Below are 15,543 nucleotides of genomic sequence, written 5' to 3'. Positions count from 1 at the left end.
TGTGGCTGGCCTGCGTGGCAAGGGCGTAGGCATGTGGTTTGACAAGCTTGTGGACCGTAACGCCCCCGGCATCCGTGGCCTGCTGGTGGTGGTGGCCCTGGCATTGATCGGCGCAGTGCTGGTGGTGCAGGGTGCACAGCACTGGCGAGCGGGCGAGCGAGCGACCGAGCGTTCACGCGTGTTGCACCAGACCGCAGATGCCCTGCAAGCTCAGACCACTGGCGGCTCCATGCTCGGGGCGGTATCGCTGATGGGCCTGAGCGAGCCTTTGCTCAAGGACATGGCGCTGGGCCGTTTGCCCCCTGACCACCCCGAGGCACTGTCCCGCCTGGCCGTGGCGCGCGGGCGCTTTCTGGTGCAAGGCGTGTACGTAATGTCTGCCGATGGCACCGTGGTAGCGCACGAGACGCCTGGCGAACGATCCACGGGCCTGAACCTTGCATTCCGCCCGTACTTCCAGCAGGCCATCCAGGGCGCCAACAGTGTGTATGCCGCCATTGGCAGCAATACCCAGGAGCGTGGGCTGTACTACGCAGCGCCACTCTATGAAAGCGACACGCCATCGAGCAGCATCATCGGCGTGGTGATGTTCAAGGTGGGTTTTGAGCCGGTGGACCTGCTGCTCAAGCGCGCGGGCTTGCCCATGGTGCTGCTGTCGCCGCAGGGCGTGGCGTTTGCCGCCACGCGCCCCGAATGGCAGTTCGCGGTAGCGCCGCCGCTCACGCAGGCACGTATCGATGCCATCCGCGCCACACGCCAGTTCGGCCGGCATTTCGACAATGGCGTGGCTTCGGCGTTGCCCTTTGCGGCCGATACCGGAGATGTCCAGATCAACGGCGTGACCTACGCTGTCGAACGCCGGGCCATTGACTGGCACGATCCAGGGGGCGAGTGGCAGCTGGTGGCGCTGGACGATATCAGTGCCTTGATGTCGTCGACGCAGCGCGCGCGCATTGGGGTGGTGGCCTTTGTGCTGCTGTGCCTTCTGGGCCTGCTGCTGCTGGACTTGCTGCGCAGCCGTGCCCGGGTGGCCAGTGCACTGGAGCGGTTCAGGGTGCTGGGTACGGCGCTGGAGAGCAGCCCGGTGTCCGTGGTCATCACCGATGGCGACGGCCGCATCGACTGGGTTAACCCCCAGTACGAGCGCAACACGGGCTATTCGCTGGACGAGGTGCATGGCAAAAAGCCATCGCTGGTGGCCAGTGGACAGACGCCCGCACAGACCTACCAGCTGATGTGGTCCGCGCTGCTGTCGGGGAAGTCCTGGCAGGGCCAGTTCGTCAACCGGCGCAAGGACGGGAGCATCTACTACGACGAGGCCACGCTATCGCCCGTGTTTGATGGGCGGGGCAAGCGCATCGGCATCGTGGGCCTTCACGAGGACGTGTCCGAACGCATCCAGGCGCAAAAGGAGCTGGAGCGTCGCGAACGCCTGCTCAACGAGCTGCTGGAGCAGCAAACCGCCATCTTCGACAACGCACCGCCCATCGTGATGGTGTGCGACGGACAGTTCCGCCAGTTCAACCCGGCGTTTGTGGATCTCATGGGTGGTACCGCATCACAGCTGCTGGGTCTGGGGGTGTCGGTGCTGTTTGGCGGGACGGGCCATGCCGACCTGTTCACTGCCCGCGTCACGCCGGCACTGGCCTCGGGCCAGGCCTTGCGCGAGACCGCTACCCTGTGCAGGCTGGATGGCAGCCAGTTCGAGGCACGCCTGGCGGGCCGCAGCGTCAAGATGGACGACTTTGGCACCGCCTCGATCTGGGTCATTGAAGATGTCAGCGAGCAGCGGCGTGCCGAGCGCGTGATCCAGCAGGCCCAGGAACGTCTGGAGCTGGCGCAGGAAGCGGGCAAGATCGGGGTGTTCGACCTGAACCTGGTCACCGGCGAGATCCTCTGGTCGGACAAGCTGGCCCAGATGATGGGCCTGCCCCCCGGAACCCAGCCTGATGGGCGCGACTTCTGGCTCAATTGCCTGCACCCGGAAGACCGCGACCAGGCAAGCGCTTATTTCGACAGCTGCCTTGCAGGCACCGAGGACTACCTGCGCGACTCCTGGCGCATCGTGCGCCCCGATGGCGAGGTGCGCTGGTTTCTGGAGGCCGCGCGCATCTTCCGCAACGCCCAGGGCCAGCCGGTGCGGGTGGTGGGCGTCAATGTGGACATCCACGACCAGAAGCTCCTGGAGGAGCAGGTGGCCGGGCAGCTCGATTTCCAGCAGGCGTTGATCGACGCCATCCCGGTGCCCCTTTTCTATAAGGGCGCGGACGGACGCTACATCGGTGTGAACCGCGCGTATGAGCACGCCTTTGGCGTTTCGCGCGAGGCGCTCATCGGCAAGACGGTGATGGATCTGGACTATCTGCCGCAGGAGACCCGCACGCGCTTCGAGCAGGACGCGATACAGGCCATGGAGGGCGAGCGCAAGGTGCACCGCGAGGTCGATTTGCCTTATGCCGACGGCGAGCTACACCATACGCTGTTCTGGCTGCATGGCTTTGCGCGCCCCGATGGCACACCCGGCGGCACCATTGGTACGTTCGTGGACATCACCGACCGCCAGCGTGCTGAACAGGAGCTGCGCCGTGCCAAGGAGTTGGCCGAGGAGTCCACCGCGCTCAAGTCCAACTTTCTGGCCAACATGAGCCACGAGATCCGCACGCCCATGAACGCGATCATCGGCATGTCGCACCTGGCACTCAAGTCGGGCCTGAGTCCACGCCAGCACGATTACGTGAGCAAGATCCAGCAGGCGGGCCAGCACCTGCTGGGGGTCATCAATGACATCCTGGACTTCTCCAAGATCGAGGCGGGCAAGCTGGTGGTGGAGCGTCAGCCGTTTCTGCTCGACCGCATGCTGGAGAGCGTGTCCGATGTGGTGGGCTACAAGGCCGGAGCCAAGGGGTTGGAGCTGGTCTGCGATGTAGCCAGCGATGTGCCCCCTAACCTCGTGGGCGATGCGCTGCGTCTGGGCCAGATACTCATCAACTACGCCAACAACGCCATCAAGTTCACCGAATCCGGAGAGATCAGCATTGCCGTGCGCTTGCTGGAGGAGATGGGCAACCAGGTCCGGCTGCGTTTCGAGGTGCGCGACACCGGCATCGGGCTCACGGACGAGCAGATGGGGCGCCTCTTCCAGAGCTTCCAGCAAGCCGACACCTCGACCACGCGCCGTTATGGTGGCACGGGCCTGGGGCTGGCGATCTGCAAGAGCCTGGCAGAGCTGATGGGCGGAGAGGTGGGCGTGGAGAGCCGTTTCGGCAAGGGCTCCACCTTCTGGGTGTCGGTGCCGCTGGAGCGTGGGGCAGCGGCGCGTGTGCTGCTACCTCCGCCCGACCTGCGGGGCACCCGGGTGCTGGTGGTGGACGACAACCATACCGCTGCCACGGTGCTGTCCGACATGCTGCAGGCGATGGGCTTTGTGGTGGAGCAGGCGCATTCGGGCCTGGAGGCGCTGGACCGGCTGCGCGAGTCCATGGCACAGCACCAGCCGTTTGGCCTGTTGCTGCTGGACTGGCACATGCCAGGCATGGACGGCGTGGAGCTGGCGGGCCACATTCGCAGCCTGGGCATGCCCAAGGTGCCGCAGATGCTGATGGTCACGGCCTACGGGCGCGAAGACGTGATGCGGGCCGCGCGTGCGCAGGGCATCGAAACCGTGCTCATCAAGCCCGTGAATGCCTCGCTGCTGTTCGATACCCTGATGCAGCCGCTGGAGGCATCGGGCACGGAGGGGCGCCGTGCGGCCACTCCCGCCCCCGCTGCCGACGAGCTGCCGCTGGACATCCGGGGCGCCAGCGTGCTGCTGGTCGAGGACAACGAACTCAACCAGATGGTGGCCATGGAGCTGCTGCTGGACGCGGGCTTCGCCGTCGACGTGGCCGAGAACGGGCAGATCGCCATCGACCATATCGAGCGCAAGCACTACGACGCCGTGCTGATGGACATGCAGATGCCCATCATGGATGGCGAGACGGCCACACGACTGCTGCGCGGCAACCCGCGCTACGCGCAGTTGCCCATCATCGCCATGACGGCCAACGCCATGGAGGCGGACCGCCAGCGCTGCTTTGCGGCGGGCATGAACGACCATGTTGCCAAGCCCATCGAACCTGCGGCCCTGTGGGCCGCGCTGGCACGCTGGATCCGCCCCCGCCAGGGTCTCGGTGCGGCGGTTGTGCCCGCTCGCAGCAGTGCGGCTCCAGTGGCCGCGCCGGTAGCGGCCACCAGTGCAGCGGCCGCAGGGTGGCTGCCGGTGGATGTCCCTGATCTGCCAGGGCTGGACACCCAACTGGGCCTGCAGCGCGCGCTGGGCAAGACAGGGCTGTACGCCGAGATGCTGCGCCGCTTTGTGCAAGGGCAGGCTCCGGTGTTGCCAGAGCTGCAGCGTGCGCTCGCGGTGCACGATGTTGCACTGGCCGAGCGCCTGGCCCACACGCTGCGGTCGGTGGCAGCCAACATTGGCGCGCAGGCCGTGTCGGACCGCGCACAGGCGCTGGAGCACGCGCTGCGCTTTCGCCATGGCAACGAGGCCATCGTGCCGCTGCTGGCCGAGCTGCGGGCTGCGCTGCAGCCCCTGCTGCACGGGCTGCAGGACTGGGTGCTGCAGGCCGTGCAGGCGGGCACGACACCTGAGTCAGGTTTGGCGCCCAATGCGAGGGCGCCGGGGGCCGGCATGACGCCCGCCGAGGCAGGGCAGCACTTGCGCCGCCTGATGGAGCAGGACGATCCTGCAGCCACTGAATTTTTCCAACACAATGGTGTGGTGCTCAAGGCGGCGCTGGGCAGCGCCTTCCAGGTCGTTGAAAAGCACACCCTGAATTTCGATTTCGAGCAGGCGCTGGAAGCCCTGGCTGCGGTGCCGGGCTCTGAATCCCCGGCCCTCGAAACCCCCTGAACGGCATTCACGCAGGACATTTGCATGGACAACGCGCCTTTTGCCTCCAGCCCGGCGACCTTGGTTGACAAGCCGATTGCCACCGTGCTCGTGGTGGACGACACGCCCGAGAACCTCACGCTCATGGGCAGCCTGCTGCGCGAGCACTATGTGGTGAAGGTGGCCAACCATGGAGAGAAGGCCCTCAAAATTGCCCAGTCGGCCACGCCGCCCGATCTGATCCTGCTGGACATCATGATGCCCGAGGTGGATGGCTATGAGGTCTGTCGTCGCCTCAAGGAGGCGCCTGCCACCCGCGACATCCCGGTGATCTTCCTGACGGCGCGTTCCGACACCGACGACGAGCGCATGGGACTGGCCCTGGGTGCTGTGGACTACATCACCAAACCCATCAGTCCGCCGATCCTGCTCGCGCGCGTTAACACGCACCTGGCGCTCAAGGCCACGGCCGATTTTCTGCGCGACAAAAGCGCCTACCTGGAACGGGAGGTCGCTATGCGCACGCTGGAGGTGCAGGCCATCCAGGACGTGACCATCATGGCCATGACCTCCCTGGCTGAAACGCGCGACAACGAGACCGGCAACCACATCCGCCGCACCCAGTTGTATGTGAAGACCCTGGCCGAGCGCCTGCGCCACCACCCGCGTTTTGAGCATGTGCTGAACGACCGCATGATCGAGCTGCTGTACAAGTCGGCCCCGTTGCACGACATCGGCAAGATCGGCATCCCCGACAGCATTCTGCTCAAGCCCGGCAAGCTCACGGTGGAGGAGTTCGAGGTGATGAAGACCCACACCACGCTGGGCCGCAATGCCATTGACGAGGCCGAGCGGCGCCTGGGCATGCGCGTGGCCTTTTTGAGCGTGTCCAAGGAGATCGCCTACAGCCACCAGGAGAAGTGGGACGGATCAGGCTACCCGCAGGGCCTGGCGGGCGACGCCATCCCGGTGTCGGCGCGCCTCATGGCGGTGGCCGATGTGTACGACGCGCTCATCAGCAAACGCGTGTACAAGCCTGCGTTTTCGCACGACCAGGCCTGTAACACCATCGTGCGGGGCAAGGGCACGCACTTTGACCCCGACATGGTGGACGCGTTTGTGGACATTGCAGAAGACTTCCGCAGCATCGCGCAGAAGTACCCAGACCCGGTGTAGGGAGGCATCCCCCTGAGTCGCTTCGCGCCTTCCCCCTTCTCTCGAATGGCTGCGCAATTCGGGAAGGGGGACGCAGCCAGTGCGGCGGGGCGGCCCTTGCACGGCTGCGCTGGTAACGAGCGCGCCTACTGCGCGGTCCTGCTACCAGATATTTTCAGCGGTCATCGTGTGCTGGCTTGACGGTGAGGCGCGGTAGTTGAGATGTTCAGAACGGCGCGTCTTCACCCTTGGCTGAGTCGGCCTGGGGCGCCGCCGATTCGGCTGCGTCCGCAGCGCCTTCTGTCTCTGGAATGTTGTTGGCTTCGGGCGTGTCGGGAGTCGCCGCCTGGCGCACGGCCGCCTTGTCGCCAGCACTCGCAAACTTGCTGTACTTGCCCAGGATGGGCACCAGCTGGCCGTAGATGCGGGGGTTGCCTGCCAGGCACTCCCGCTGCTCCAGAAATTCAGCCTCACCCGTGAAGTTGCCCACCAGGCCGCCGGCCTCGGTCACCAGCAGCGAGCCCGCTGCCACGTCCCAGATCGACAGGCCCGTTTCAAAGAAGCCGTCGGTGAAGCCCGCAGCCACGTAGGCCAGGTCCAGTGCAGCGGCGCCGGGGCGGCGCAGGCCGGCGGTGCGCTGCATCACGTCGGCCATCATGTTCAGGTAGCTCTTGAAGTTGTCGCCCGGGCGGAAGGGGAAGCCGGTGGAGATCAGGCAGTCCTTGAGCTGGGTGCGCTTGGAGACGCGGATGCGGCGCTCGTTCAGGTAGGCGCCGCGGCCCTTGGTGGCGGTGAACAGGTCGTTGCGGGTGGGGTCGTACACGACGGCCTGCTCGACCTTGCCCTTGACGGCCAGCGCGATGCTCACGCAATACACGGGGAAGCCGTGGATGAAGTTGGTGGTGCCGTCCAGCGGGTCGATGATCCAGACAAATTCCGAATCCTTGGCGCCGTATTCCTTGCCCGACTCTTCAGCCAGGATGCCGTGGCCGGGGTAGGCCGTCAGCAGCGTCTCGATGATGATCTTTTCGGAGGCGTGATCCACCTCAGTCACAAAGTCGTTGATCTGCTTTTGCGAGATCCGCACTGATTCCACGTCCAGGGCCGCGCGGTTGATGATGGCGCCGGCGGCGCGTGCGGCCTTGATGGCCACGTTGAGCATGGGGTGCAGATTGGACGACATAAATTGTGGTGGTTGGCAGCGCGCGGCCAAGATGGCGCGGGCGTCTGCGTACAGGATGAGCGGGGAGGTCCGACCCGTCCCGGCGATGCGGGCGGCGACAATAGAGGGCAGGATTTTACCCGCAGTGCCCTTTTTTGCCTAACCGGCCGCTTTCCCCCTCTCGCTCCGCCTGTCCATGAAGACCCGTTTTGTCCTGATCAACACCAGCCACGCCGGCAATGTGGGCGCCGCCGCCCGTGCCATGAAAACCATGGGGTTTGACGACCTGGTGCTGGTCGCTCCCCGCTGGGCTAACGTGCTCAGGCGCGAGGAAACCATCCAGCGCGCCAGCGGCGCCCTCGATGTGCTGAACAACGCACGCATCGTCGCCACGCTGGACGAGGCGCTCGACGGTATCAGCCACATGTGCGCCACGGCCATGACCCCACGCGATTTTGGCCCCCCCACAGCAGCGCCGCGTGCGCACTTTGAAGGGCTATTAAAAAGTGAGCTACTCAGGCATGAAGTACTAGCGCTAGAGGCCAAAAGCCCTCAAAACGCAGGCGACGACACCGCTGCAGACCCGAGTGCGGCCCCGCAGGCCGGTGTGGCCTTTCTCTTTGGCTCGGAGCGGTTTGGCATGACCAACGAGGATGTGTACCGCTGCCACGTGGCGCTGTCGATTCCCACCAACCCCGGCTTCGGCTCGCTCAACCTGGGGGCGGCCATCCAGGTGATCGCCTACGAGTGGCGCCAGGCGCTGGGCGGCTTTGCGGTGCAGGACGCCACACCGCCGCGTGCGTTGGCCGACGCTGCCCAGGTGGCGGGCATGCTGGGCCATTGGGAGCAGGCGCTCACATCCATCGGTTTCCTGGACCCGGCCGCGCCCAAGAAGCTCATGCCCCGCCTTAACCAGCTTTTCAACCGCGCGCAGCTCAGTCCCGAGGAAATCCACATCTTGAGAGGTGTCGCCAAAGCCATGATCGAGACGGCGCAGGCGAAACGATAGACTGTGCAGCCTAGGAACGTATTGATGGTCTTTTCTGGGACGCGCAAATGCGTTTCCGGGATGGGGTGCCAGACGCGGTGCGCGGTTGATAGCTCAGCTATCAACTAGCGCCGCAACGCCGCAGACCGCCCGGAAATGCACTTGCCCGCAGGGTTGGGGTGAAATCGGGCGATTGGACGCGCCGACTGCTTGCATGGGCATGGGCCCATGCGGCGCACCCGGAGCATCCACTCATCCCGATTGCACCTCAACGCGACCCTGAAAAGACCATCAATACGTTCTCAACAAATAACCATAACAACCAATGCTAGCCCGCTTGCGCTCCGATATCCAGTGCATCCTCGACCGCGATCCTGCCGCGCGCAGCACGTGGGAGGTGATCACCTGTTATCCAGGCCTGCACGCGATCTGGCTGCACCGCCCCGCGTACTGGTGCTGGCACCACGGCCTGAAGTGGCTGGGGCGCTTCATCTCGCACTTTGCGCGCTGGTTCACCGGCATCGAGATCCATCCCGGCGCCAAGATCGGGGAGCGTGTGTTCTTCGACCACGCCATGGGCGTGGTGGTGGGCGAAACCGCCGAGATCGGCGATGGCTGCACCATCTACCAGGGCGTGACCCTGGGCGGTACCTCGCTCTACAAGGGCACCAAGCGCCACCCCACGCTGGGCAAAGATGTGGTGGTGAGTGCAGGCGCCAAGGTGCTGGGCGGCTTTGAAGTGGGCGACGGCGCCAAGATCGGCTCCAATGCCGTGGTCATCAAACCCGTGCCCGCTGGCGCCACGGCCGTGGGCATCCCGGCACGCATCATCCCGTCCAAGGAAGGCCAGAGCGCCGACGTGACCGAGCCCCAGCCATCGCGCAAATTCACCGCCTACGGCATCACGCAGGAGGATGATCCGCTCTCGCAGGCCATGCGTGGGTTGATCGACAACGCCTCGTCACAAGAGCACCAGATCGCGCTCTTGTGGCAGGCGATCGAAAAGCTCTCGGCCGCCAACCTGCAGGCCAAGGACTGCGTGCCCTGTGACGCGGCGATCAAGGAGCAGTTCGAGGCGGGCAAGCTCAACGAGCTGGTGGGCAAGTAGGCTTCCTGCCGTTGCGTGGGGGCACTGCGGGCTCAGTGCTTGCCAGGCTTGCTGTTCTTCTTTTCGTAGAAAGCCACGATGGGCGGATCAAACTTTGAGTGGTCCAGTTGCCACAGCCCCAACGGTCCGTGCATCAGCGGAATACGGTGTTCGCTGCCATCGGGCCATTGCTCCCAATAGTCCCGCATGCGCGGAAACTTCAGTGGCGGTAGGCCCTGCGCGGTGTCGATAGGCTCCAGCCGATAGGTGCCTGACAGGCGGTATGCGTGGTCTTCTGACACCGAGCCTGCCAGCATTTGGTCTACCCGCTTGAGCACGGGCAGGGCGGCCCCGGCCGATACGGCGCCCAGCATCAGGGCCAGCGCCATCGATTCGCGCGAGGGGATGCGCCCTGCAGCGAAGAACCGGTAGCACAGTGCCACCAACGCTGCTATGCCCACCGACGCCACCAGCCAGGTCAGGGGCGAGCGCAGGATGCTGAAGAGCTGCGCATCCGTCAGCTCGTAGCCGGAGAACACAAAGCTGTCGAGCAGCGCAAACAGCATCAGGCCCAGGAACAGCACCGTCGCGCCCAGGCTGCGAGGGTTCTTCTCCAGTGCGAAATCGTGTGTGTTCGCTTCGTCCAGCGGATAGTCGGGGAACGCCGAGCGGAAGATGTCGCACAAGGCCTCGCGCGACGGCCCGGCGCTCCAGCCGGTATCGGCGGTGAACAGCACCTGGCCTTTGGGGGTGTCCAGCCGAGCCCAGTGGATGTTGCCCGTCTTGATGGATTGGTTGCCCAGCCACTCGACCTTCAGCCCCGATTTGGGCACCAACGACTCGAAAGCCTTGCCCGTCTTGGCCCAATGCCCCCGGACGCGGAGTGCTTCTCCATCGTCGATCAGCACGCCTTTGGCTTCGAAAGCCATAAGCCGCATCCTGCGTCCAAAAAATGCGGGGCGGGCCAGATTGATGCGCCAGTAGTGCCGGCCCTTGAGGTCCTTCACCAAAGCATCCTGGCGCTGTTTCATGGCGCGTATGCGCACATACATCCACAAGGCCAGGGCGACTATCAGCAGATGGGGGAGGGCGAAGGCAAGGTACTTCATCGTCTGTGTGATGGGCGATGGGGGGAGCTTTCGCCCGTGGGCCAGCGCTGGCCCGCAGGCGGTTCAGGCGGTCTTGGGCCGGACAGCGTTCTTGGGCCGGAACGCCTTGCAGACCTCATCCCGCGTTTCCAGATACGGCCCGCCGATCAGGTCCACACAGTAAGGCACGGCGGCAAAGATGCCCGGCACGATCTGCTGGCCGTTGGCGTCCTTCAGCCCCTCCAGCGTCTCGGCAATCGCCTTCGGCTGACCAGGCAGATTAATGATCAGGCTCTGGTCTCGGATCACAGCGACCTGGCGCGAGAGGATGGCGGTAGGCACAAACTTCAGGCTGATCTGGCGCATCTGCTCGCCAAAGCCTGGCATCTCCTTGTGCGCCACGGCCAGCGTGGCCTCGGGCGTCACGTCGCGCAGCGCGGGGCCGGTGCCGCCAGTGGTCAGCACCAACGCGCAACCGGCGTTCACCAGTTCGATCAGCGTGGCGCTGATGCCGGCCTGCTCGTCGGGGATCAGGCGCGACTCGAAGGTGATGGGGTTGTACAGCGCGCGCGTCAGCCAGTCCTGCAAGGCAGGCAGGCCCTTGTCTTCATAGACACCGGTGCTGGCGCGGTCGCTGATCGAGACGATGCCGATCTTGACGGCGTCGTGGACGGCTTCACTCATCGTCGTTGTCCTCGTCGGTGTCGCTGGCATCTGCCGTGCCCGTGCCGCCCAGGTGCTCGCGCACCAGTTGGAACAGCTCGCGGTATGCACGGCCCTTGCGGGGCGCCAGGCCTTGCGAGACCTGGACGTTGGCCTCTTTGCCCGCAGGCTGCGCATCCTTGCGGGCCTGGCGGATCAGCGCGCGCAGCTGCTGGGTGTCGGTGTCGGGGTGCTCGGCCATCCACGCGGCCAGCGTGTCGTCGTCGGCAATCAGGCGGTCGCGCCATTGCTCGGCCAGATGCAGCTGCAGCTTTTCGGTGGCAGAGCCCTTGTGCTGCTCTTCCAGCGCCTGGCGGGCGGCTTGTACCAGCTCGGGTTCGAGCTTGCGCATGAGCTTGCCCACATACTGCATCTGGCGGCGCTTGCCTTCAAAGTTGGTGATGCGCTTGGCCTCGGCCAGCGCCTCCACCAGTTTGTCGGGCAGGCCCACGGCGTCGAACAGGTCGGCGCGCAGGTTCAAAAGCTCCTTGCCCAGGTCCTGCAGTTCGTCGCTCTCGCGCTTGAGATCGGTGCGGCTGGCATCGGGCGTGCCTTTGAGTTCGGCCTTGAGCTGAATGTCCAGTTCGCTGCCTTCGGCAACAAACTGGCCTCGCACAAAGTAGCCTTTTTTGGGTTTGCGTGACATGGGGTGGGGGCAAAGAGAGGCGGGCGCAGGGTGCGCCGCAGTGGCAAGTATCATAGCTGCCGCTATGAACAAACCCTCCAAACGCGCCCCGCGCACCCCCGGCGCGCTGGCTGCTGTGCCCGCAGCTGCCACCTCCCGCACCCCTGACAGCGGCTTCAGCTACAGCCGCCCGTTTTTTGAAGACCTGGTGGACCGCGCCCTGGCCCATGCCAAAAAGCTCGGTGCGACCGACGCGGGCGCCGAGGCGTCCGAGGGCTGTGGCCTGTCGGTCAGCGTGCGCAAGGGTGAGCTGGAGAACGTGGAGCGTAACCGTGACAAGTCTCTGGGCGTGACGGTCTACATCGGCCACCGCCGAGGCAACGCCAGCACGTCGGACTTTTCTACCAAGGCCATCGAGCAGACCGTGCAAGCGGCCTATGACATCGCCCGTTTCACGGCCGAAGACCCTGTGGCTGGCCTGCCCGACGCCGACGATATCGCGCCCCAGGAGACGCACCGCGACCTGCAACTCTTCCACCCCTGGGCCATCACCAGCGAAGAAGCCGCAGAGATGGCCAAGGCCTGCGAGGCCGCTGCTTTCAAGACGCATCGCCGCATCACCAACAGCGAAGGTGCTGGCGTGTCGGCCCAGCAAAGCCATTTCTTCAGCGCTCACACACGCGGCTTTCGCGGGGGCTATGCCAGCTCGCGCCACAGTTTCTCGGTGGCCCCCATCGCCTCGTTGCCCGGCAAGAACGCCGAAATGCAGCGCGACGCCTGGTACAGCTCGATGCGCAACGCAGCCGACCTGGCCTCGCCCGAGGCCGTGGGCCGCTACGCCGCGCAGCGTGCGCTGAGCCGCCTGGGCAGCCGCAAGATCCCTACCACGCAATGCCCCGTGCTGTTTGAGTCGACCCTGGCCGCTGGCCTGCTGGGCGGTTTTGTGCAGGCCATCAGTGGCGGCTCGCTGTACCGCAAGAGCAGCTTCTTGCTCGACTCGCTGGGCAAGATGGTCTTTCCCAAGCACATCGACATCCTGGAAGACCCCTTCGTCCTGGGGGGCAAGGGCAGCTCGCCGTTTGACGAAGAAGGCGTGCGCGTGGCGCCGCGCAAGGTGGTGCAGGGTGGTCGCGTGCAGGGCTACTTCCTTAGCAGCTACTCGGCCCGCAAGCTGGGCATGAAGACCACGGGCAACGCCGGAGGCTCGCACAACCTGGTGATGACCTCACGCCTCACGCAAGCCAGCGACAACCTGGACGCCATGCTGCAAAAGCTGGGCACGGGCCTGTTTGTGGTGGAGCTGATGGGCCAGGGCGTGAATTACGTCACCGGCGACTATTCGCGCGGCGCGAGCGGCTTCTGGGTCGAGAACGGCAAGATCGCCTACCCCGTGCACGAGATCACCATTGCAGGCAACCTCAAGGACATGCTCAAGGGCATCGAGGCCGTGGGTGCCGATGCCTACAACTATGGTGCCAAGACGGTGGGTTCGATCCTGGTCAACCGCATGAAGGTGGCGGGCAGCTGATCTTCGTGCCCGCAGCGGGCGGATACCGCCAGTGGCTGTTGTGATGCGGGTTTTCTGCAACGCTCCCGCCCCAGGCCCTCGTGACTGCGAGGGCCTTTTTTCATGGAGGGTTTCGTCAGGTGGCACTGCGGGGCTTGGCCGCCCAGGTGTCTTTCTTCCCGCGCATGCCCACGGGCAGCGCGAGCCCGACGCGGTGCCGGGACATCGCATCCCGGGGCTCAAGATGGGCCAGCATCAGAGTAGCTGCGTCGGCATAGGGAACGATCATCTGCGGCACCTTCGACGCGAACAGCAGCAGCATCAATGGACTGGGTAGCCTGCCCGCAAAGGCTGGCACGGAGACCGGCAGCTGGTCCGCGGCGATGCGCAGCCGGGCGATCCCCAGCGCGGGTTGGTCGACCATCGGTCCCGGGCACAGCAGGCGCCAATCGAGGGACGAGTTGTTCAGGCGCTCAAAGTTCTTCTTGTGCGGCCAATAGGTGTCGCGCACCTTGGGCAGTTCAACACCCCGGCGGCCTGTCTGGCCGATGTCGAGCACCGCAGCGCCCCCTAGAAACCAGCAGGTTGGCCGCTCTGCGGGGGCCAGGGACTCCACGCTGGAAACAATGCGGTCCACGAGGTCGACAAACGCGTGACCTTCGGTGACCAGCCCCGCACAGTTGATCAACGCCTCGTGGCCCCGGATGATGTCTGCCAAGGCGCTGATTGCCACGGACCCCAGGTCCACCTGGTGCACCGTGATGCGTGATCGCAGGTCCTGGGGCAGCCGGGCAGGGTTGCGCACTAGCACTGACACCTGGTGGCCTGCCGCAACAGCTTGCTGCAGTACGTGGTGGCCGAGGGAGCCCGTGGCTCCCAGGATGAGAAGACGCTTCATGATGATTCGCGAGAGGATTGAGGAAAGGTCTGCCGATGGTCGGGTAGTCATCGACGGGCGATGCCGCGATGATTCCATGCCATCGTCTCTGCAGCGCTAACGGCGGGTGAGGTCCATCGCGAAGACGGTGACTTTGTTCACAGTGCTTGTCTTTGCCTGCGGGTTCTCGCGGGTCTTGCCTGCCGCCGTACAGGTGGTGCAGGAACGCCGACGGACACGCGATATGCTGTGCCCACCATGCCTGTCGTGCCCCCGAAGCCCCCAGCCAACGGCCATACCGCTGACCCCATTGCGCCGCAAGACCCGGCCCTGTTGCGCCGTCTGCTGCGCGCCAAGGACCGCATGGACGCTGCGTCGCATGAGGCCTGGCCGGTGCAGCGGCTGGCCGAGGTCAGCGGCGTCTCCGACGCGCATTTCGCACGATCCTTCCGGCAGGCGTTTGGCATCCCGCCCCACCGCTACCTGCTGACCCGCCGCATCGAACAGGCCACCACGCTGCTGCGCGACACGGACTTGCCCATCACCGAGATTGCGTTTGCCACCGGCTGGGAGAGCCTGGGCACCTTCGGCCGCACCTTTCGCGACATCACGGGGCAGAGCCCCAGTGCGGTGCGCCTTCAGGCCCAGGCCCGCTTGGAGCCACTGGACAAGGTGCCGGCCTGCGTATTGAAAGCCGCACAACGCCCTGACCTCACCACCGCAGTTTCGGAGAAGCGCCGCCGCCTGGCCGAAGGTACAAACCCGTCATCAACAACCAAGGAGATCTGATGACGACGAACCAAGGCATTGGTGTGGTGGGCGTGTATGTGGATGATCAGGACGAAGCGCTCGCGTTCTATGTGGGCAAGCTCGGGTTTCAGGTGCACACGGATGTGCGCAATGGCCCCTACCGCTGGCTGACGGTGCAGCACCCCGACCAGCCGGGCTTTCAGTTGGGGTTGTTCAGGCCCGGCCCGCCCATCCACGACGAGGCCACGGCGCAAGCCCTGCGCGCCATGGTGGCCAAGGGCGCCATGCCGCCGCTGGTGTTGCATGTGTCGGACTGCCGCGGCGCGTATACCCGGCTGCGCGACCTGGGCGTGGAGTTCACACAGGAGCCTGTGGACCGGTACGGCAACGTGGACGCGGGCTTTCGGGACCCGGCGGGCAACGGCTGGAAGCTGATCCAGCTCGCTGCTGGAGGTGTGCAATGAGCGCCGGTGCGGGAATTCGGCGGTTCCATCGCTGGGTGTCGATGGCGTTCATGTTGGCCGTCATCGCCAATTTTGTGGCTCGCGCCCAGGGTGCAGGCAACCCGCCGGACTGGGTCACGTACGCACCCCTGCCGCCGCTGGCACTGCTGCTGTTGACGGGGTTGTACCTGTTCGTGCAACCCTACCTGCAGCGGCTTGCTGTCCGGTCTTCTGTTCGGCCTGCCCCGGGCGCCCAGGGCTTGCCGCCCGCGTGACGGCG

Annotated in this window: 13 protein-coding genes; 8 read left to right on the top strand and 5 right to left on the bottom strand. The window is 65.2% G+C overall.

The annotated features are described in order from the left end of the window. The first annotated feature begins 31 nt into the window (after positions 1-31). Together IB236_RS07765 and IB236_RS07760 are read left to right on the top strand one after the other, a co-directional pair. Positions 32-4,900 (top strand): PAS domain S-box protein, encoded by a 4,869-nt coding sequence (locus IB236_RS07765; RefSeq protein ID WP_192419896.1) that lies wholly within the window; start codon positions 32-34, stop codon positions 4,898-4,900. Positions 4,901-4,924: 24 nt separating this feature from the next. After that, complete coding sequence (locus IB236_RS07760; protein ID WP_056743920.1) at positions 4,925-6,055, top strand: two-component system response regulator; 1,131 nt, start codon at positions 4,925-4,927, stop codon at positions 6,053-6,055. 205 nt (positions 6,056-6,260) lie between these two features. Here IB236_RS07760 and IB236_RS07755 read toward each other — a convergent pair whose 3' ends face one another. Beyond that, positions 6,261-7,217, bottom strand: a complete 957-nt coding sequence (locus IB236_RS07755; RefSeq protein WP_056058182.1) for an inositol monophosphatase family protein — start codon at positions 7,215-7,217, stop codon at positions 6,261-6,263. 175 nt (positions 7,218-7,392) lie between these two features. Here IB236_RS07755 and IB236_RS07750 point away from each other — a divergent pair, with 175 nt between their 5' ends. Then, positions 7,393-8,205: an RNA methyltransferase gene (locus IB236_RS07750; protein ID WP_192419894.1), complete on the top strand. Its 813-nt coding sequence runs from the start codon at positions 7,393-7,395 to the stop codon at positions 8,203-8,205. A gap of 304 nt (positions 8,206-8,509) precedes the next feature. After that, positions 8,510-9,292 (top strand): serine O-acetyltransferase, encoded by a 783-nt coding sequence (gene cysE, locus IB236_RS07745; protein ID WP_099730857.1) that lies wholly within the window; start codon positions 8,510-8,512, stop codon positions 9,290-9,292. Between the two features lie 32 nt (positions 9,293-9,324). On the opposite strand, the gene IB236_RS07740 is transcribed toward cysE, so the two are convergent. The 3 genes from IB236_RS07740 to yjgA all read right to left on the bottom strand — a co-directional run bounded on the left by IB236_RS07740 (position 9,325) and on the right by yjgA (position 11,707). Then, positions 9,325-10,380, bottom strand: coding sequence for a hypothetical protein (locus IB236_RS07740; protein WP_192419892.1), 1,056 nt, complete (start codon positions 10,378-10,380; stop codon positions 9,325-9,327). Between the two features lie 63 nt (positions 10,381-10,443). Next, positions 10,444-11,043, bottom strand: coding sequence for a molybdopterin adenylyltransferase (mog, locus tag IB236_RS07735; protein WP_192419890.1), 600 nt, complete (start codon positions 11,041-11,043; stop codon positions 10,444-10,446). After that, positions 11,036-11,707, bottom strand: coding sequence for a ribosome biogenesis factor YjgA (yjgA, locus tag IB236_RS07730; RefSeq protein ID WP_056058197.1), 672 nt, complete (start codon positions 11,705-11,707; stop codon positions 11,036-11,038). Before yjgA ends, mog begins: the two co-directional genes overlap by 8 nt. 64 nt (positions 11,708-11,771) lie before the next feature. Here yjgA and pmbA point away from each other — a divergent pair, with 64 nt between their 5' ends. Continuing rightward, positions 11,772-13,214, top strand: a complete 1,443-nt coding sequence (gene pmbA, locus IB236_RS07725; RefSeq protein ID WP_192419888.1) for a metalloprotease PmbA — start codon at positions 11,772-11,774, stop codon at positions 13,212-13,214. A gap of 115 nt (positions 13,215-13,329) precedes the next feature. On the opposite strand, the gene IB236_RS07720 is transcribed toward pmbA, so the two are convergent. Next, positions 13,330-14,091: an NAD(P)-dependent oxidoreductase gene (locus tag IB236_RS07720; protein ID WP_192419886.1), complete on the bottom strand. Its 762-nt coding sequence runs from the start codon at positions 14,089-14,091 to the stop codon at positions 13,330-13,332. Positions 14,092-14,328: 237 nt separating this feature from the next. Here IB236_RS07720 and IB236_RS07715 point away from each other — a divergent pair, with 237 nt between their 5' ends. From IB236_RS07715 to IB236_RS07705, 3 genes are read left to right on the top strand one after another with little or no spacing between them, the layout of a single operon-like run. Next, entirely contained in the window at positions 14,329-14,859 is a 531-nt protein-coding gene (locus tag IB236_RS07715; protein ID WP_192419884.1) for a helix-turn-helix domain-containing protein, read from the top strand. Further along, complete coding sequence (locus IB236_RS07710; protein ID WP_192419882.1) at positions 14,859-15,284, top strand: VOC family protein; 426 nt, start codon at positions 14,859-14,861, stop codon at positions 15,282-15,284. The genes IB236_RS07715 and IB236_RS07710 overlap by 1 nt, the downstream gene beginning before the upstream one ends. Further along, a complete protein-coding gene (locus tag IB236_RS07705) occupies positions 15,281-15,538 on the top strand; it encodes a hypothetical protein (RefSeq protein ID WP_192419880.1) in 258 nt (85 codons plus the stop codon). Before IB236_RS07710 ends, IB236_RS07705 begins: the two co-directional genes overlap by 4 nt. The last annotated feature ends 5 nt before the right edge of the window (positions 15,539-15,543 follow it).

It is taken from the genome of Acidovorax sp. ACV02 (assembly GCF_014851475.1).
GTDB lineage: Bacteria > Pseudomonadota > Gammaproteobacteria > Burkholderiales > Burkholderiaceae_C > Acidovorax > Acidovorax delafieldii.
This window is presented reverse-complemented; position numbering and strand designations above follow the sequence as displayed.

Excerpts from the sequence above, each read along its gene's own strand:
- pmbA (WP_192419888.1), top strand. The coding sequence starts at position 11,772 with ATGAACAAACCCTCCAAACGCGCCCCGCGCACCCCCGGCGCGCTGGCT.
- IB236_RS07715 (WP_192419884.1), top strand. The coding sequence starts at position 14,329 with ATGCCTGTCGTGCCCCCGAAGCCCCCAGCCAACGGCCATACCGCTGAC.
- yjgA (WP_056058197.1), bottom strand. The coding sequence starts at position 11,707 with ATGTCACGCAAACCCAAAAAAGGCTACTTTGTGCGAGGCCAGTTTGTT.
- IB236_RS07750 (WP_192419894.1), top strand. The coding sequence starts at position 7,393 with ATGAAGACCCGTTTTGTCCTGATCAACACCAGCCACGCCGGCAATGTG.
- IB236_RS07720 (WP_192419886.1), bottom strand. The coding sequence starts at position 14,091 with ATGAAGCGTCTTCTCATCCTGGGAGCCACGGGCTCCCTCGGCCACCAC.
- IB236_RS07760 (WP_056743920.1), top strand. The coding sequence starts at position 4,925 with ATGGACAACGCGCCTTTTGCCTCCAGCCCGGCGACCTTGGTTGACAAG.
- mog (WP_192419890.1), bottom strand. The coding sequence starts at position 11,043 with ATGAGTGAAGCCGTCCACGACGCCGTCAAGATCGGCATCGTCTCGATC.
- IB236_RS07755 (WP_056058182.1), bottom strand. The coding sequence starts at position 7,217 with ATGTCGTCCAATCTGCACCCCATGCTCAACGTGGCCATCAAGGCCGCA.
- IB236_RS07765 (WP_192419896.1), top strand. The coding sequence starts at position 32 with ATGTGGTTTGACAAGCTTGTGGACCGTAACGCCCCCGGCATCCGTGGC.
- cysE (WP_099730857.1), top strand. The coding sequence starts at position 8,510 with ATGCTAGCCCGCTTGCGCTCCGATATCCAGTGCATCCTCGACCGCGAT.
- IB236_RS07710 (WP_192419882.1), top strand. The coding sequence starts at position 14,859 with ATGACGACGAACCAAGGCATTGGTGTGGTGGGCGTGTATGTGGATGAT.
- IB236_RS07740 (WP_192419892.1), bottom strand. The coding sequence starts at position 10,380 with ATGAAGTACCTTGCCTTCGCCCTCCCCCATCTGCTGATAGTCGCCCTG.
- IB236_RS07705 (WP_192419880.1), top strand. The coding sequence starts at position 15,281 with ATGAGCGCCGGTGCGGGAATTCGGCGGTTCCATCGCTGGGTGTCGATG.